Source organism: Acinetobacter cumulans (assembly GCF_003024525.3).
Classification (GTDB): domain Bacteria; phylum Pseudomonadota; class Gammaproteobacteria; order Pseudomonadales; family Moraxellaceae; genus Acinetobacter; species Acinetobacter cumulans.
In genome coordinates, this window is record NZ_CP035934.2 from 375,335 (window position 1) to 390,536 (window position 15,202).

The 15,202-nt window shown below is 41.2% G+C and carries 11 protein-coding genes; all 11 read left to right on the top strand.

The window, feature by feature from the left end; all coding sequences use genetic code 11:
• Positions 1-5 precede the first annotated feature (5 nt).
• The 11 genes from C9E88_RS01710 (at position 6) to C9E88_RS01760 (ending at position 15,193) form a co-directional block, all read left to right on the top strand.
• Positions 6-2,096 (top strand): type IV pilus secretin PilQ, encoded by a 2,091-nt coding sequence (locus C9E88_RS01710; RefSeq protein WP_106983931.1) that lies wholly within the window; start codon positions 6-8, stop codon positions 2,094-2,096.
• A gap of 87 nt (positions 2,097-2,183) precedes the next feature.
• On the top strand, positions 2,184-2,684 hold the full coding sequence (locus C9E88_RS01715) for a shikimate kinase (protein ID WP_240627350.1): 501 nt from the start codon (positions 2,184-2,186) through the stop codon (positions 2,682-2,684).
• A 13-nt stretch (positions 2,685-2,697) separates the two neighbouring features.
• Complete coding sequence (aroB, locus tag C9E88_RS01720; protein WP_106983933.1) at positions 2,698-3,777, top strand: 3-dehydroquinate synthase; 1,080 nt, start codon at positions 2,698-2,700, stop codon at positions 3,775-3,777.
• A 14-nt stretch (positions 3,778-3,791) separates the two neighbouring features.
• Positions 3,792-4,652: a hypothetical protein gene (locus C9E88_RS01725; RefSeq protein WP_106983934.1), complete on the top strand. Its 861-nt coding sequence runs from the start codon at positions 3,792-3,794 to the stop codon at positions 4,650-4,652.
• A gap of 444 nt (positions 4,653-5,096) precedes the next feature.
• The gene (gene gltB / locus C9E88_RS01730) at positions 5,097-9,572 is read left to right on the top strand and encodes a glutamate synthase large subunit (RefSeq protein ID WP_106983935.1); all 4,476 of its coding nucleotides are present in this window, start codon (positions 5,097-5,099) and stop codon (positions 9,570-9,572) included.
• A gap of 74 nt (positions 9,573-9,646) precedes the next feature.
• Positions 9,647-11,068: an FAD-dependent oxidoreductase gene (locus C9E88_RS01735; RefSeq protein ID WP_106983936.1), complete on the top strand. Its 1,422-nt coding sequence runs from the start codon at positions 9,647-9,649 to the stop codon at positions 11,066-11,068.
• Between the two features lie 221 nt (positions 11,069-11,289).
• Positions 11,290-12,174: a metal-dependent hydrolase gene (locus tag C9E88_RS01740; RefSeq protein ID WP_106984097.1), complete on the top strand. Its 885-nt coding sequence runs from the start codon at positions 11,290-11,292 to the stop codon at positions 12,172-12,174.
• A 138-nt stretch (positions 12,175-12,312) separates the two neighbouring features.
• Positions 12,313-12,903, top strand: coding sequence for a LemA family protein (locus tag C9E88_RS01745; protein ID WP_106983937.1), 591 nt, complete (start codon positions 12,313-12,315; stop codon positions 12,901-12,903).
• 25 nt (positions 12,904-12,928) lie between these two features.
• Positions 12,929-14,014, top strand: a complete 1,086-nt coding sequence (locus C9E88_RS01750) for a TPM domain-containing protein (protein WP_425267150.1) — start codon at positions 12,929-12,931, stop codon at positions 14,012-14,014.
• The gene (locus tag C9E88_RS01755) at positions 14,008-14,565 is read left to right on the top strand and encodes a TPM domain-containing protein (protein WP_106983939.1); all 558 of its coding nucleotides are present in this window, start codon (positions 14,008-14,010) and stop codon (positions 14,563-14,565) included. Before C9E88_RS01750 ends, C9E88_RS01755 begins: the two co-directional genes overlap by 7 nt.
• Positions 14,566-14,767: 202 nt before the next feature.
• Positions 14,768-15,193, top strand: coding sequence for a pilin (locus C9E88_RS01760; RefSeq protein WP_106983940.1), 426 nt, complete (start codon positions 14,768-14,770; stop codon positions 15,191-15,193).
• The last annotated feature ends 9 nt before the right edge of the window (positions 15,194-15,202 follow it).

Here is a 15,202-nt window from a genome sequence, read left to right on the forward strand (position 1 = left end):
TAAAAATGAAAAATAGTATGCAAGATTTTATTTTTGGGGATGGCAATACAATGAACCGTATGTTTCGTCAGTTTTCTATGGGTGCTGTAGCAATGGCTGTCATGCAAGCCGCAAGTGCGGGTGTTGCAGTGACGAATGTGGTGCCAATGCAAATTCCAGGACAGGGTACTGAAATTCGTGTCATGTTCAATGGTTTGCCACCACAACCTCAAGCTTATCAGTTGGAACAGCCATCACGTTTAGTTTTAGATTTTGATAAAGCACAGCAAAATCTTAAACAAAGCTCGATCCCAGTTGCGACCAGTGAAGCAAATTCTGTTGATATTAGTTCAGATGCGCAGCGCGCTCGTTTAACCGTCAATTTAGCTGATGCAGGCGCATTTACAACACGTGTTGAAGGGAATACGTTCATTCTAAAAATTAATGCGGCAAATGCATTGGCACCTACACCTGTAGCGGCGCAAAAGCAGGCACAAGGCATTTCTGATATTGGGTTTAAACGTGGTTCAGCTGGCGAAGGCTTAGTTGTTATTGATTTGTTAGGAAGCAATACCCCTGTTGATGTACAACAACAAGGTAGCAAAATTGTTGTACGTACTTTAGGGAATAAAGTACCAGCACATTTGGCACGTCGTTTGAATGTGAATGATTTTGCGACACCTGTTGCTACGGTAGATGCACAAAATGATCGTGGTAGTGGGTTGATTACGATTTCATCGAGTGGTAGTTATGAATACATGGCTTATCAGACAGATAATCGACTAACCATTAGCTTAAAGCGTCCTGAAGATAAAAACCCAGCGCGTGCAAAAGCTTCAAATCACTATACGGGCAAAAAGATCTCTTTAGATTTCCAAGATATTGAAGTACGTCGTGTATTACAGTTACTTGCAGATTTTACAGATATCAATATGGTTGCTGCGGATTCTGTAAATGGCAATATTACATTACGTTTAAAAGATGTTCCTTGGGATCAAGCATTAGATATTGTACTAAAAACTAAGAATTTAGATAAGCGTAGAAATGGTAATGTCATTTGGATTGCACCTGTTTCAGAGTTGATTAAAGCAGAAGAAGATGAAGCAAAAGCCATTGAGCAGAGTATAAAACTTGCACCAATTCAAACAGAATACTTAAAGCTAAGCTATGCCAAAGTTGCTGATATTGAAAAGTTAATTACACAAAGTAAGACCAACAATACGGGTGGTACAAATAGTGGTAATAATGCTTCTGATGCATTACTTAGTTCACGTGGTTCAATCTCAGTGGATGCGCGAACTAACACTTTAATTGTCAATGATACAGCTCAAAATATTGATAAAATCCGTAAGATGGTCGATTTACTTGATGTTGAAGTGAAGCAGGTCATGGTTGAGGCGCGAATAGTTACAGCTCAAACAGAATTTTCACGTGAGTTGGGTGTGAGTTGGGGCTTGCAACGTAATAATCCAAGCTTAAGTGCTGGTGCAAACGGTTCAAACGTTTGGGGTGGAGATTATTCGCCTAAGTTTGATCTAGGTGTGGACTTGGCGACTGGGACAGCGGGAACCTTTAATTTTGGTTTGTTAAAGATTTCTGATTTTATGTTGGATTTACAATTAACTGCGCTACAGTCTGATGGTCATGGTGAGGTTTTATCAGCACCAAAAGTGATGACTGGGGATAAGCAGAAGGCATCAATTTTACGTGGTGATCAAATTCCATATCAATCGTGGAGTGCTGAGGGTGGTACGACAACTAGCTTCGTTGATGCTAACCTAAAGTTAGAAGTCACGCCGAGTATTACGCCTGATGGCAAAGTACAAATGGATCTCAAAATCGAAAAAGATACCATTGGTGAACTGACTTCGGCTGGTTATCTAATCAATACAAACAAACTTGAAACCAATGTTCTAGTTGGTGATGGTGAGACGATTGTATTGGGTGGTATTTTTGATGATATCAAACGTAATCAGTATCAAAAAGTTCCATTCCTAGGTGATTTACCATTTGTTGGAGTGTTGTTTAAAAACAATGTGAAGACAAATGCGCAAACTGAGTTGCTAATTTTTGTTACGCCACGAATTGTTAATGACAGTGTTTCAAGAAATCATTAATATATTTTGAAATTAACAAAATCAAAAGGTGACTCCTTGCCAAGCAAAGAGTTTGAATCCCTACCAAATATATATTTGGTAGGGCCTATGGGGGCAGGCAAAACAACCGTTGGACGGCATCTGGCAGAATTGTTAGGGCGTGAATTTCTTGATAGTGATCATGAAATTGAGCGTAAAACAGGTGCTACCATTCCCTGGATTTTTGAAAAAGAAGGGGAAGCGGGTTTTCGTAGTCGTGAAACTATTGTTATCGATGAGTTAACGGCTCGAGAACATTTGGTTTTAGCCACAGGTGGTGGTGCAGTCACTCAAGCCCCTAACCGCGAATTTCTCAAGCATCGTGGTATTGTGGTTTATCTCTATACGCCAGTTGAAATTCAATTGCAGCGCACCTTTCGCGATAAAAATCGCCCTTTATTGCAAGTTGAAAATCCTGAACAGAAGTTGAAAGATTTACTTGCGATACGTGACCCACTCTATCGTGAAGTTGCACATCATATTATTGAAACGAATCAAGGTGCAGCGCGTGATTTAGCGCATAAAATTTTGAACTTAATCGTTTCCACTCCTGTACTTAGTCAGTCCTAGATCGGCGATATTCATGCAAACTTTATATGTTGAACTTGGCGAACGCCGTTATCCTATATTTATTGGTAGTGATTTAAATCCACAAAGCTTGTTAGCACCTTATATTCATGGGCAGCAAGTGATGATTGTATCCAATGAGACAGTCGCACCACTGTATTTAGAGCACTATCAGCAATCAATCCAAGCCTTGGGTAAAACAGTTGCGACATGTATCTTGCCAGACGGTGAGAAATATAAAAATAGTGAGCATTTGAATCTTATTTTTGATGCCTTACTTCAGGCTGGCTTCAATCGAGATTGTACTGTACTTGCTTTGGGTGGTGGTGTGATTGGAGACATGGCTGGATTTGCATCGGCATGTTTTCAGCGTGGTGTGTACTTTATTCAAGTACCTACTACTTTATTGTCACAGGTAGATTCAAGTGTTGGTGGTAAAACAGGTATTAACCATCCTTTGGGTAAAAACATGATTGGTGCATTCCAACAACCTCAGGTTGTGTTGGCAGATATGTCTCAATTGGATACATTACCCGATCGTGAGTTATCAGCAGGTTTGTCTGAAGTTATTAAATATGCGTTACTTGGTGATTCAGATTTCTTGATTTGGCTAGAACAAAATATGGATGGCTTAGTGCAGCGTGATGCTCACTTGCTAGCAGAAGCGGTATATCGCTCATGTGCACATAAAGCGCGAATTGTGGCCAATGATGAAAAGGAACAAGGTGAGCGTGCTTTGTTAAATCTAGGTCATACTTTTGGTCATGCAATTGAATCATACTTAGGTTATGGTGAATGGTTACATGGTGAAGCTGTTGCTGTAGGTATGATTATGGCAGCAGACTTGTCGCATCGTATGGGGTGGCTTAGTGCAGATGATGTACAACGTACAAAAAATATCATTTTACGTGCCAATTTACCTGCAGTTTGCTCTAAAATTCCATTAGATCAATTCTTGTCATATATGTCGCATGATAAAAAAGTGTTGAATGGTCAGTTGCGTTTGGTGCTAATGAAGCAACTCGGTAAAGCTGTCGTCACGAAAGAATTTGATGTGGAATTAATGAAACAAGCCATTCTGGCAAATCAAAGATAAGTAAAAGGTTCATCATGGCGCTTCAAAAGGCAAAATTTCCTATCCAGCAATACGTTTGGCTCGTATTTGGAGGGGCTTGCCTGTTTGGCGCGCTCGTGTTCTGGGCGGTTACAGACACCAAAGAATTAATAGAGGTGGATAAACAGCCCGAAACAGAAGTTGAATTACAAATTCAGCCTGAAAAAGTTGCTGCAATGAACCATCTTGGTGCGTTATATGATGAGGTGAAGCCTTTAGATATGACTACACGTGTGGTGGTGACTGCACAGCATGAAGCTGAGTTTCGTGGTACAAAATTCATCGCTGAACATAAAAATGATGTGGCAGTCGAGATTTTTCGTAGCTCAAATGAAGAAATTGTAAAAAGCTTCTTGAAAAAGCAAAGTGATCGTAAGCCTTTCATCTATTTGAGACTTTCTGGTGAGGATCACCCAGAGCAATATGTTTTATTGTATGGTGTGTATCGTAATAATAGTGAAGCAAATCAGGCTATTGCAGATATGAAAATAGGGTTACCTGCTTCTGTAAAGCCAGTAGTTATTGCGATTGATCAATATCAGCCCTTGGTGAATGATTTAGGTACAGAAGAATTAAAAAATAACAGTAAGGTTTATTCAGTTAAATTAAAAACTGCACCTCTGCCACAGGTTGATGAGGCACAGTTGGCGACAGCACGAATAAAAGCACAAGCCCAGCAGTCAGAAACACAAGTGGATTCAACGAAAAATGTGACCACGAGTACCACAGTAACTCGACGAGATGCATCGGGTAATGTGGTCAATGTGCAGAAATCTCAGAGTAGTGTAGAGCCAAGTCGCCCTAAAACAACGCCAACAAATAGTGCGGAACATGAGGTGAGTGACCCATTTAATTAGTTCGGGCTAAAATGGCGCACTAAGTTGTCATCTTATTTTAAAAGTGCGCCTTATTGGTGCAATTTTGATTAAAAATAAAACATCAAATAACAATATTGAATATAAAATCCTTAACTCCTAGATACTTGCTTGTAGGTTTCTTTAATGTGGCATGAAACTTGCTTTATTGGTGCATCAATTGAATATATCTCCCTATTTTGGCGCGAAAATGATTCGATGAGAGTGCGAAGCGGTCGGGCTGATGAGAACTGATGGTTCTGCAAAATATGTCTCAATTTACATGCAAGATTATGATTTTCGGTATATCTTAAGCATGTGAAGAAGAAATAAATTTGCTCAGCAAAACAATTTATGTGAGTAGATTAAGACTAAATCGCAAAGAAAAAATTAGATTTTGTTAGTGGCTCGAAAGAGCAGTGTAGAAAAGAAGGGTACGCTATGCACATGCCATCGCCTAATACTGTAGCTCCCGCTCAAGGTTTATACCAACCGGATGAGTTTAAAGATAACTGTGGTTTCGGTTTAATTGCCCATATGCAGGGTGATGCAAGCCATGATCTCGTTAAGACCGCTATTCATAGCCTAAGCTGTATGACCCACCGTGGCGGTATTGCTGCCGATGGTAAAACGGGTGACGGCTGTGGTTTGCTTTTGGCCATGCCAAAGCAATTTTTTCGTGAAGAAGCGAAAAAAATTAGTGATATCACTTTAAGTGAAGTCTTTGCTGTCGGAACGGTTTTTCTAAATTTAGATCCAGCCCTTGCTGCGCACTCAAAACAAGTATTAACCAAAGAAATTGAATCTGAAGGCTGTAAAGTTTTAGGTTGGCGTGTTATTCCAACAAATAATGACGCTTTAGGTTCAATTGCTATGCAGTCATTGCCTGGCTTTGAACAAATTATTGTGAACTGCCCAATGGGTGTAACTGAGGTTGAATTTAACCGTAAGTTATTAATGGCGCGTCGTCGCGCTGAAGAAGCGTTAACTGCAGATCCGTATTTCTATGTAACAACTTTGTGTTCAACTGTGATCAGCTATAAAGGTTTGATGATGCCTGCATATATTGCAGACTTCTATACAGACTTAGCTGATGAACGCTTAGCCTCTCATATTGTGGTTTTCCACCAACGTTTCTCAACCAACACTTTACCGCGTTGGCCTTTGGCACAGCCATTCCGTTATTTGGCACATAATGGTGAAATCAATACCATTACGGCAAACCGTAACTGGGCAATGGCACGTACGCCTAAATTTGAAAACCCGCTCTTGCCGGGCATTACAGAGTTGAATCCAATTGTGAACCGTACAGGTTCGGATTCATCAAGTATGGATAACATGCTTGAGCTCCTAGTCGGTGGTGGTATGGACTTGTTCCGTGCACTGCGTATGCTCGTTCCACCTGCTTGGCAAAACGTTGAAACTTTAGATGCAGATTTACGTGCGTTCTATGAGTTTAACTCGAAGCACATGGAAGCATGGGATGGTCCAGCAGGCTTGGTAATTCAAGATGGTCGTCATGCGATTTGTATGCTTGATCGTAATGGTTTGCGTCCAGCGCGTTGGGTGATTACTAAAAATGGTTACATCACGCTTGCATCTGAAATTGGTGTATGGGGTTATGAACCAGAAGATGTGATCTCTAAAGGTCGTGTAGGTCCGGGTCAAATCTTAGTGATTGATACGCATACAGGCAAAATGCTCGATACCAAAGATGTGAGCAATCACCTCAAACGCATGCGCCCATACCGTCAATGGTTACGTGAAAACTCAGTACGTATTCAGGGTAGCCCTGAGCTTGAAGAATATTTATGTGAGCAAGGCTTAAAAGGCGATGACCTAAAAGCGGCACAAAAAATGTTCTTGGTAACTTTTGAAGAGCGTGACCAATTGCTTCGTCCAATCGCAGAAAGCGGTCAAGAAGCAGTGGGTTCAATGGGTGATGATACGCCAATGGCAGTATTGTCTCGTCAAGTTCGTCACGTCTCTGATTATTTCCGTCAACAGTTCGCACAAGTAACCAATCCACCAATTGATCCATTACGTGAATCAATTGTGATGTCGCTTGAAACATGTTTAGGACGCGAGCAAAACGTATTTGAACAAAGTCCAGAGCATGCGGATCGCTTGATTATTTCAAGCCCAGTTCTATCTAATTCAAAAATGCATCAAATCCGTACGATTGGTCGTACTGGCTATGAAATTGCAGATATTGATTTGAACTATGCTGTAGAAGAAGGTTTAGAAGCTGCAATTGCACGTATCTGTGAAGAAGCAGCGACGGCGATTCGCGCAGGCAAAACTTTGTTGGTTTTAACGGATCGTAAAATTCGTCAAGGCTTCTTGCCAGCCAATGCTTTGATGGCAACAGGCGCAGTGCATCATCACTTGATTAATGCTGGTCTACGTACAGATGCTAACATTATTGTTGAAACAGCTTTGGCACGTGATGCTCACCAATTTGCCGTGATCTTAGGTTTTGGTGCGACAGCAATTTATCCATACTTAGCTTATGACGTGATTAATGATTTGATCGCGAAAGGCGAGTTATTGGGTGACCCAATTCATGCACAAGCAAACTTCCGTAAAGGCATTGAGAAAGGCTTACTCAAAGTACTTTCTAAAATGGGTATTTCAACCGTTGCGTCTTACCGTGGTGGTCAACTATTTGAAGCCGTTGGTTTGTCGGATGAAGTGGTTGCGAAGTGCTTTACGGGTGTACCAAGTCGTATTAAAGGTGCAACATTTGTAGACCTTGAAAATGATTTGAAAAAATTGGCAGATTTAGCGTGGAAATCACGTAAGCCAATCGATCAAGGCGGTATGTTGAAGTTTGTCTTTGACAAGGAATACCATGCATTTAACCCAGACGTGATTAATGCTTTACACAAAGCAGTACGTTCGGGCAACTATGCAGACTTTAAAGAATATGCTGAGTTAGTGAATCACCGTCCAATCGCAACGATTCGTGATTTATTCAAACTCAAAACTGACAATTCAATTGCATTGGATCAAGTTGAATCAGTAGAAGCTATTTTACCTCGTTTCGATTCAGCAGGGATGTCTTTGGGTGCTTTATCACCTGAAGCACATGAAGCGATTGCAATTGCGATGAATACGATCGGTGGCCGTTCTAACTCTGGTGAGGGCGGTGAAGATCCAGCGCGTTATGGCACAATCCGTAACTCGAAAATCAAACAAATTGCATCAGGCCGTTTTGGTGTCACTCCTGCGTATTTAACTTCTGCAGAAGTGCTTCAAATTAAAGTGGCTCAAGGTGCAAAACCAGGTGAAGGTGGTCAGTTGCCGGGTGGTAAAGTGAACGGCTTAATTGCACGTTTACGTTACTCTGTACCGGGTGTAACGCTGATTTCGCCTCCGCCGCATCACGACATTTACTCAATTGAAGATTTATCACAGTTAATCTTTGACTTAAAACAAGTTAACCCACAGGCGATGGTGTCAGTTAAGCTTGTTTCTGAGCCGGGTGTTGGTACGATTGCGGCCGGTGTAGCAAAAGCGTATGCCGATTTCATTACCATTTCTGGTTATGACGGTGGTACAGCGGCTTCTCCACTTTCTTCAATTCACCACGCAGGCTCTCCTTGGGAGCTTGGTCTAAGCGAGGCGCATCAAGCACTTCGTGTGAATGACCTACGTGGTAAAGTCCGTGTTCAAACCGATGGTGGTTTAAAAACAGGTTTAGACGTGGTTAAAGCAGCTATTCTAGGTGCTGAAAGCTTCGGTTTTGGTTCTACACCAATGATCGCTTTGGGTTGTAAATACCTACGTATTTGTCACTTAAATAACTGTGCAACGGGTGTTGCAACACAGCAAGATCATTTACGTCAGGAACACTATATTGGTGAACCTGAAATGTTGATCAATTTCTTCCACTTTATTGCAGAAGAAACGCGTGAATGGTTGGCAGCATTAGGTGTGGCAAGTCTAAAAGACTTGATCGGTCGTACAGATTTATTAGAAGCATTACCTGGCGAAACTGAAAAGCATGCACATCTAGATTTAAGCAAATTACTTGAATCACACCCAGCAGCTGAAGGTAAAGCACAGTACTGTCAAGTTGAGGGCAATGCGCCATTTGACAAAGGTTTGCTTGCAGAGAAAATGGTGGCAGAAATGCTTCCAGCGATTGAAGCGGGTACAACGGGTGAATATAGCTTCACGATTGGTAACTGCGACCGTTCAATTGGCGCACGTATCTCGGGTGAAATTGCAAAACGCTATGGTAACTTGAGTATGGAAGCACACCCAGTTAAAGTGAATTTAACGGGTACTGCGGGTCAGTCTTTAGGTGTGTGGAACGCGGGTGGTTTGCATATTAGCCTTGAGGGTGATGCAAATGACTACGTGGGTAAAGGTATGGCGGGTGGTCGTATCTCAATTTTCCCACCAAAAGGTTCACCATTCCAAACGCAAAATACGGCAATTATTGGTAACACATGTTTGTACGGTGCGACTGGCGGTAAACTCTTTGCTGCAGGTACTGCGGGTGAGCGTTTTGCGGTACGAAACTCAGGCGCATTTGCGGTGATTGAAGGTGCAGGCGACCATTGCTGTGAATACATGACTGGCGGTATTGTGACTGTACTGGGTAAAGTAGGTCATAACTTCGGTGCTGGTATGACAGGTGGTTTTGCTTATGTACTTGATTTGGATAATGACTTCGTTGATCATTACAACCACGAACTGATTGAGTTGAACCGTATTTCTACAGAAGCGATGGAAGAGCATCAAGAATTCTTACTTCGTATCTTAGATCAACACATTAAAGAAACAGGTAGTGCTTGGGCGTATAAGATCCGCCATGAGTTTGACTTCTATAGCCGTAAATTCTGGCTTGTGAAACCAAAAGCTGCAAACTTGCAGACTTTGTTAAAAACAACTCAAGCTGATCCACAATAATTCCACTACTGCAGAGATATAGGCAGATGCAGTGCTGACTTGGAATCAGTCTGCATCTACCCACGGAGAGAGACATGGCAGAGCGCCTAAATAATGACTTTCAATTCCTGGATGTACCACGCCAAGATCCAGAGAAAAAAGATATTGATGTCCGCAAAGCAGAGTTTGTGGAAATTTATAAACCGTTCACTGCGGAAGTGGCTGCCAATCAAACACATCGCTGTTTAGGTTGTGGTAACCCTTACTGTGAATGGAAATGTCCAGTACATAACTACATTCCAAACTGGTTGAAGTTGATTGCAGAAGGTCGTATTTTCCAAGCGGCTGAACTGTGCCATCAAACCAATACTTTGCCTGAAGTTTGTGGTCGAGTATGTCCACAAGACCGTTTATGTGAAGGTGCATGTACACTGAATGATGGTTTTGGTGCTGTGACTATTGGTAATGCTGAAAAGTATATCAATGACACCGCGTTTGCTTTGGGCTGGCGACCAGATATGTCATCTGTGACATGGACGGACAAAAAAGTTGCGATTATTGGTGCAGGCCCTGCAGGTTTAGGTTGTGCTGATATTTTGGTACGTAATGGCGTAAAACCCGTTGTATTTGATAAGCGTCCTGAAATTGGTGGCTTACTGACTTTTGGTATTCCAGAATTTAAAATGGAAAAAGATGTGATGAAACGTCGCCGTGAAATTTTCACAGGCATGGGCGTTGAATTCCGTTTAAATACTGAAATTGGCACAGACGTGACCATTGATCAGCTACTTGCAGACTACGATGCTGTGTTTATGGGTATGGGAACATACACCTACATGAAAGGTGGTTTTGCAGGTGAAGATTTAGACGGCGTTGTTGATGCGTTGGATTTCTTGATCGCCAATGTCAATCGTACTCAAGGTTGGGAAAAAGACCCATCTGAATACATCAGTGTAGAAGGTAAAAAGGTCATTGTACTGGGTGGTGGTGACACTGCGATGGACTGTAACCGTACTTCTATTCGTCAAGGTGCTGAGTCTGTAACATGTGCATATCGTCGTGATGAAGAAAACATGCCAGGTTCGCGTCGTGAAGTGAAAAACGCGAAAGAAGAAGGCGTTGAATTTAAATTCAACCGTCAACCGATCGAAATCGTCGGTGAAAATGGCAAAGTGACAGGCGTTAAAGTTGTAACGACTCAGTTGGGTGAGCCAGATAGTCGTGGTCGTCGTAGTCCTGAACCAATTCCAGGCTCTGAAGAAGTTCTTCCTGCTGATGCGGTACTTCTTGCCTTTGGTTTCCGTACTTCTCCGGCAGATTGGTTTGCAGATGTGAACATTAATTTGGATGGTTCTGGTCGTGTAGTGGCAGCAGAACAGCAAGAATTTAAATTCCAAACGTCAAATCCAAAAATCTTCGCTGGTGGCGATATGGTTCGCGGTTCTGACTTGGTGGTTACTGCAATTGCAGAAGGTCGTCAGGCTGCGGAAGGCATCTTAGATTACCTTGATGTTTAATTGAGCCTATATCGTTTTAAAACCCGCCTCGGCGGGTTTTTTATTGGGCTGACTGCCTAAAATGATACGTATGTGGTCTATTCGGATAAATCCATCTTCAGGTTGTAAAACAAGACTGAAAATTGAACAATTTTGCAAATGGGCTAAGCTTTTTTGCCATGTGTGCATGGCTTTATGATGCTCATACTGGATTCTTGAATTCTAAATTAGAGATGTTCAAAATGACTGCAGTGACGACACAAAAATCATATCAAAATCGTCCAAAAGCCATTGGTATTACTGTACGTAAATTACAGTTTAATCCCAAGGCTATTCGCCGGCACTATTTTGCCAATTCACCTGTGATGTCACATTTATTGACCGCACTGTCTTCAACATTTCCAATTGGTGAACAGTTTTTTGTACATAGTGTGCGTAATGTGCGAAATCAGGTGACGGATGAAAAATTGCAGGCGCAAATCGCTGCATTTATTGGTCAGGAGGCGATGCATTCTAAGGCACATGCCGAATTTAATGATGCTTGGCGTTCAGACGATTATAACTTAGATCGTTTTCAAGCATGGTTAGCGCGCAAAGATAGCTATGTGAAAAACTTACATCCTAAAATTCAATTAGCAATTACCTGTGCCTTTGAGCATTTTACCGCGCTATTGGGGGGCTATATTTTGCGTCATCCAGAGGTGTTAAGTACTTTAGATTCAGATGCCGTTAAACTTTGGGTTTGGCATGCGATAGAAGAGATTGAACACCGCTCAGTGGCATTTGATCTCTATCAGCATGTTTATGGCGATGACAAGATCCGCCGTATGATTATGCGTAGTGTGACTACAGGTTTTGCCAGTTTAACTTTTTATTCTGCCACTAAGCTGTTTATGCAAGACCGTAAAAAGAGTTTGCCCAAAGTAGGCGGTAATATTTTTGGCACTTATTTATTGGCTAAAATGTTTATACAGTTAATTCCAGAATATTTATCTTATTACAAACAGAACTTTCATCCTTCTGAAATTGATTACACGGACATTGTGCAGTATTGGAAACAGCAACTTGCAGATGAATACCATGTGGAAAGCTTTCAAACGGAGCAGACGCTTATACGATATAGTTAAATGATGATGAAAGGCCCAAGAATTGGGCTTTTTTTATGTGTTTTCACTTTGTTAAAGAAATGCAACAAAACCAAAAGAAAATAGCGCTAGAATAAATTTATTTAAACAAATACAAATAAATACTCGAGGTTAATTGGGATGAATTTAATAAAAAATAGTATGTTGGCGCTGGCTTTGGCAGGTAGTTTAAGCTTAACAGGCTGTGGCTATAACACGTTGCAAGTGAAGGATGAGGCAGTCAATGCATCGTGGTCTGAGGTACAAAACCAATATCAACGTCGTGCAGATTTAGTGCCTAACTTGGTCAATGTTGTGAAAGGTTATGCAAAACATGAAGAACAAGTGCTGACTGAAGTGACGCAGGCTCGTTCAAATGTTGCCGGTTTAAAAGTAGATAAAGAAGTACTTGAAAATCCTGAACTATTTAAAAAATATCAAGAAGCACAATCGCAAATGACCAGTGCGTTATCACGTTTGATTGCAGTTTCAGAAAATTATCCAGATTTAAAAGCCAATGAACAATTTAAAGATCTACAAGTGCAATTAGAAGGTACAGAAAACCGTATTGCAGTTGCGCGTAATCGTTATATTTCAACTGTTCAGGACTATAACGGCTATGTTCGCCAATTTCCTCAAGCAATGACAGCAAAAGTGATTGGAATGAAAACAAAACCAAACTTTAGTGCTGAGCAAAGTGCTCAATCTGCACCTAAAGTGACTTTTGATTAAATTGTTGCGCTAAAGCCTGTAAGGAATGCTGATGTCTAAATGTTTGCACAACTCTAAAGCTTACTTGGGGTTGTATTTCGCTCTGTGCTTAAGTCTATTGAATCTGAGTAGTCATACCTGGAGTGAGACTGCTGTTGCTCAAGATGAGGCTGTGAATGAAATAGCCGTGGCCTCAAAGATCATAAAAGAGCAGCAATCGGCGTCAAAGACGAGTCAATCAACAGCAACGGCATCAGCTGACGCAGTAACACAGCCTGCACCTAATATTGCCAATGATATGGCAGAAGGCCAAAGTGAACGAGCTTTACCCACACTAAACACACCGATTGTGGATCAAGCAGGCTTATTAAGTGCAGCGGAAAATCAGGCCATTAGCCAGAAAGTCCTACAACTACATAAAACTGCCAAAGCACAGGTTGGTATTGTTATTGTACCGACCACGGGGCAAGAAGACATTTTCTCTTATGCTATGCGAGTTGCAGATCAGTGGAAGCTTGGAACAGCTAAACAAGACAATGGTCTGTTAATAGCGATTGCTGTGAATGATCATCGCATACAAATATTGTCGGGTTATGGATTAGAAGGTGTGTTACCTGATGTGGTGTTGAGTCGAATTATTCGGAATAACATTACACCCTATTTCAAGCAAAATCAGTATGCTCAAGGGATTCAAGCAGGATTAAATGAGATTGAAAAAGTCCTGAATATGGACCCAGAAGTGGCCGCTCAAGCCGCTCAAGCTTTAAAAGAGCAACAGGAGCAGGCTTTACATGAGCAACAAGCCAAAGAAAAAACCATGATGACTGCTTTATTTATCTTAATTGCAGGCATTATTGGCTCGTATATTGTAGGTAATCGATTGAGTGCAGCAACAGCAGCTGTCGCAGGTACGGTTGCTGGGCTAGTAAATGGTGCAGGCTTAATTACTAGCTTGCTTATTGGTGGTGGTATTTTCTTTTTATTAATTACGGCTTTGGCACAAGTGATCTTTCAAGCCTTTCTCTCAGGTGGTGGACGAGGCGGTGGTGGTTCTGGTGGGGGCTTTGGCGGTGGAGGCTACCGTGGAGGCGGAGGTGGTTTTGGTGGAGGAGGTGCTTCAGGCTCATGGTAACAACATCTGAAACAACAAAAATTTTAACGCAACCTAAAATTCAAGATTTGCACCAGCCAAGCTTCAAACGTTGGCTAAAGCATTTTTGCTTTTTACCTGCGACAAAACGCTATTTTGATCAACAAGATCAGCATGCGATAGCACAAGCTGTGACACGTGCAGAGCAGGGGCATGTAGGGGAAATACAAGTCGTTATTGAGGGGCATATTCCTGCACATCAAGCCTATTCACAAAATACCTATGCACGGGCACAGCAATTATTTGCAGAATTGGGCGTATGGGATACTGAGCATAATAGTGGTGTATTGTTATATCTAAATTTATGTGAACGTAGTGTAGAGATTGTGATTGATCGTGGAATTAAAAATTTAACCGAACAAAAGGTTTGGCAAGATATTTGTGAACGTATGTTGACAGCTTTAAAACAAGGATATTATCGCGATTCTGTGGTGAATGGGGTGATGGAAATAGGGGATGTGCTTGGAAAATTTTATGAAGAAGTGCAAGTAGACAAAAAAAACGAAATTGCGGATTTGCCAGTGATCTTGTAGGCATGAAATATGAGTAAGATAGTGACATTAATTGTCACTTTTAAACACAAAAAGAGACAAAGTTTTCACAAAAAAATAAATATTTTTTTAAAATGCTGTTTTTTTGAGTTTTTTTATTATAATCATTCTTGGCACACTTAGTGCTAAAAATAAATTAGCTTTAAAGGCTTAATAATTAAATTATACATTTGTGGAGAATGTTATGAATGCTCAAAAAGGTTTTACCCTTATTGAATTAATGATCGTTGTTGCAATTATCGGTATTCTTGCTGCGATTGCGATTCCTGCTTATCAAAACTATACGAAGCGTTCACACGTTTCTGAAGGTCTAAGCCTTGCGGGTGGTGCTAAAACAGGTATTGCAGAATTCTATTCTTCAAATGGTAAATTCCCTACAGGTAACACATCAGTTGGTCTTGCGCCAGCAGCAAGTATTAAAGGAAATGCTGTAAACTCTGTAGAAGTAACAGGTAGCTTAATTACAATTACATATGGAACAAAAGTTGAAGCGGGTAAACAGTTAAATCTTAAAGGTACACCTTCTGGTGGCGGTATTACATGGAAATGTTCTGCTCCTACAACAAATGGTGTAGATCAAAAATTCTTGCCTTCAAATTGCCGTAACTAATTTGAATGT

Excerpts from the sequence above, each read along its gene's own strand:
- C9E88_RS01710 (WP_106983931.1), top strand. The coding sequence starts at position 6 with ATGAAAAATAGTATGCAAGATTTTATTTTTGGGGATGGCAATACAATG.
- C9E88_RS01715 (WP_240627350.1), top strand. The coding sequence starts at position 2,184 with ATGGGGGCAGGCAAAACAACCGTTGGACGGCATCTGGCAGAATTGTTA.
- aroB (WP_106983933.1), top strand. The coding sequence starts at position 2,698 with ATGCAAACTTTATATGTTGAACTTGGCGAACGCCGTTATCCTATATTT.
- C9E88_RS01725 (WP_106983934.1), top strand. The coding sequence starts at position 3,792 with ATGGCGCTTCAAAAGGCAAAATTTCCTATCCAGCAATACGTTTGGCTC.
- gltB (WP_106983935.1), top strand. The coding sequence starts at position 5,097 with ATGCCATCGCCTAATACTGTAGCTCCCGCTCAAGGTTTATACCAACCG.
- C9E88_RS01735 (WP_106983936.1), top strand. The coding sequence starts at position 9,647 with ATGGCAGAGCGCCTAAATAATGACTTTCAATTCCTGGATGTACCACGC.
- C9E88_RS01740 (WP_106984097.1), top strand. The coding sequence starts at position 11,290 with ATGACTGCAGTGACGACACAAAAATCATATCAAAATCGTCCAAAAGCC.
- C9E88_RS01745 (WP_106983937.1), top strand. The coding sequence starts at position 12,313 with ATGAATTTAATAAAAAATAGTATGTTGGCGCTGGCTTTGGCAGGTAGT.
- C9E88_RS01750 (WP_425267150.1), top strand. The coding sequence starts at position 12,929 with ATGCTGATGTCTAAATGTTTGCACAACTCTAAAGCTTACTTGGGGTTG.
- C9E88_RS01755 (WP_106983939.1), top strand. The coding sequence starts at position 14,008 with ATGGTAACAACATCTGAAACAACAAAAATTTTAACGCAACCTAAAATT.
- C9E88_RS01760 (WP_106983940.1), top strand. The coding sequence starts at position 14,768 with ATGAATGCTCAAAAAGGTTTTACCCTTATTGAATTAATGATCGTTGTT.